The sequence below is a fragment of the Mycobacterium sp. TH-M15 genome, from assembly GCF_057473705.1.
Window position 1 is genome coordinate 1 of record NZ_JBYCLB010000560.1, and the last position, 2,498, is coordinate 2,498.

General features: G+C 73.0%; 3 protein-coding genes. All 3 read right to left on the reverse strand.

Going from position 1 to position 2,498, the window contains the following annotated elements:
- On the reverse strand, nt 1-704 hold a 704-nt coding region (cofG, locus tag AC2VNT_RS13685), incomplete at its 3' end, for a 7,8-didemethyl-8-hydroxy-5-deazariboflavin synthase CofG (RefSeq protein ID WP_486947380.1).
- 186 nt (nt 705-890) lie between these two features.
- Nucleotides 891-1,328 carry a hypothetical protein gene (locus AC2VNT_RS13690; RefSeq protein WP_486947381.1) on the reverse strand — a complete coding sequence of 146 codons (438 nt, stop codon included), beginning with the start codon at nt 1,326-1,328 and terminating at the stop codon, nt 891-893.
- Nucleotides 1,329-1,441: 113 nt separating this feature from the next.
- A complete protein-coding gene (gene mshB / locus AC2VNT_RS13695; RefSeq protein WP_486947379.1) occupies nt 1,442-2,323 on the reverse strand; it encodes an N-acetyl-1-D-myo-inositol-2-amino-2-deoxy-alpha-D-glucopyranoside deacetylase in 882 nt (293 codons plus the stop codon).
- Nucleotides 2,324-2,498 lie beyond the last annotated feature (175 nt).

Genomic DNA, 2,498 nt, shown 5'->3' on the forward strand with positions numbered 1-2,498 from the left:
CCGGCGTCGGTGAGCGTGCGCAGCCGCACCGCCGGATCCTTGTCCGGGCTGCCGTAGTGCGCCAGGCCCTTGGTCTCGAACAGCCGTCGTGAGGTGGACTCCAGCATCATCCCCATCGACGGCGCCACCGGCTTGAGCCGCGCCATCTCCGACCAGCTCAGCACCCCCGGGTTCAGGTGCGGCAGCAGGCCGGTCTCCTCCAGCACCCGGATCGCCATCGCCCGCAGGTAGGACAGGGTGGTGTCGTAGCCGCGCTCCTCCAGCCACCGCTGCGCCTCGGGCCAGCGCGCCTCCGGCCGGTCACCCAGGGTGAACAGCGCCTCCTTGCAGCCCAGCTCGGCGCCCCGGCGGGCGATGTCGAGGATCTCGTCGGGCGACAGGTACATCTCCTTGCCCTGGGCGCGCAGCACACCGGGCACCGTGACGAAGGTGCAGTAGTGGCAGCTGTCCCGGCACAGGTGGGTGACCGGGATGAACACCTTGCGCGAGTAGCTGATCGGCAGTCGACCGCCCGGGCCGCGGCGGTGCGACGATTGCAGGCCGGCGTCACGCACCCGGGCCGCGCTGGCGCACAGGTCGGCCAGGTCGTCGCCGCGGGCGGTCATCGCGATCGCGGTCTCGTCGACGTTGAGCACCACGCCGTCGCGGGCGCGGCGCAACACCCGGCGCAGCGCCGAGGTGGTGGTGCGCGGGTGCGCCGTCATCGGCGCGCCGCCCACCCGGAAACCTCGGCGCACGTCATATTCGTCAGGGTAGTCGCCCTTCTGCCGGGTGCGGATACCACGGTCGACGGCCAACGCCTGCGACGGCGATGACGTCGATTCCGGCCCAGGTCGGTGCCGCCGCCGGGCGCACTCGGCACCGACCTGCCCGGCGTATCGGGCGGGTTGCTAAGCCTGGTCTCCCGACGGTCCGATCGGCGCCCGGCGGCGCCACAACAGCCCAGCCGGCGGCGCACTGCCCAGCAGGATCATCAGCAGCACCCGGTAGGCCAGCGCGTCGCGCCCGGCGAAGATCATGTCGCCGCCGGGTCCACCCAGGCTCATCACCGCCACCGTCAGCAGCCAGGACCACAACGGCAGCGCCGCCACCCGCAACGACGGCGTCCAGTGCAACGCCGCCCAGACCAGCACCAGGTTGACCAGGCCGCCGACCAGCGCGCTGATCGGAAACGGATTCTGACCGAGCGACGCGGGCAACAGCAACGCGGTGGTCACCGCGCAGAGCACGCCGTCGATGGCCAGCAGACTCAGCACCACGAAACGGCCCGCCCGGGACGCCGCACGCGGCGTTGCTGCGGGGGGCGCCGGCGGTTCGGCCGTGCTCAGGTCGGGATGCTGTCCAGCTGGCTGACCATCGAGCCCGCCATCCACTGAAAGCTGTCCAGCCACCACTGCCAGTGCTCCAGGTTCGGGTCCAGGTCGGGGTCCATGCTCGGAGCTTACCGCGCTGCGTCCGCGGCGAGGTCGATACCCGCGAGAAGGTCGGTCTCCCAGCCCCGGGCGTCCCGCTCCCCCGCGGCACCGGCGGCCAGGATGTAGTGCTCGACCCCCGCGATCGGCAGCGCCAGGTTGTTCGAGAGTGCGTAGGCTCGGCCGCTCGGCCCGACGGTGACCTGGGTGGCGTGCGCCCGCAGTGCGGCCAGCTTCGCCGGCAGTGCGTCGGTGCCGTCGACGACGGCGTCGATCCGGTCGTCGGGGTAGCCGCCGGGAACGTCGCCGTCGGGCGGTAACACCCAGTGCGGCAACATGTCCGCGGCTTGCAGCTTCCGCCGGCCGGCCCGCGCCGCGCTGCCGGCGGTCACCGTCCAGTACAGCTTCGGCGTTGCCCACCCGGCCGCCGCGGCGGCGTCGACGGCCGCGACGGTGACCCGGTGGGTGTGGATGTGGTCCGGGTGGCCGTAGCCGCCCTGCGGGTCGTAGCTGATTACGACGTGCGGGCGGAGCTCGCCGATGGTCGCGGCCAGCGCGCCGACCGCGGCGTCGCCGGCGTCGACGAACCGCGGGTGCCGGCGTCTCGGGGTACCGGCCATGCCGGAGTCACGCCAGCGGCCCGCGCCGCCGAGGAAGGTGGGGCCGGCTACGCCCAGCGCGCGCAGCGCGGCGGTGAGCTCGCCGATCCGATAGCCGCCGAGCTGGTCGGCCCGGTCGACCACCAGCTGCGCCCAACGGTCCCCGATCACCTCGCCCTCCTCGCCGAGCGTGCAGGTCACCACCTGCACCCGCGCGCCGCGGGCGGCGTAGTGGGCGATGGTGGCCCCGGTGGTCAGCGTCTCGTCGTCGGGGTGGGCGTGCACGAAGAGCAGCCGGGCGGTTTCGGGCATGGGCGCACCCTATCGCCGCCGCCGCCTTGGTGTTAGGGGAAGATCCCGGTGAACAGGCCGGGTAGTACGTCGGTGTAGAGGCCGGTGACGTTGCCGGCGTCGAACAGGGCCCCCCACTGGTCGGCGGTGAGCTGGGTCAGCGCCGTCCAGTCGGTTGAATCGAGGCCGGCGAAGG

Coding starts and splice junctions, on each gene's coding strand:
- mshB (WP_486947379.1), bottom strand. CDS start 2,323: ATGCCCGAAACCGCCCGGCTGCTCTTCGTGCACGCCCACCCCGACGAC.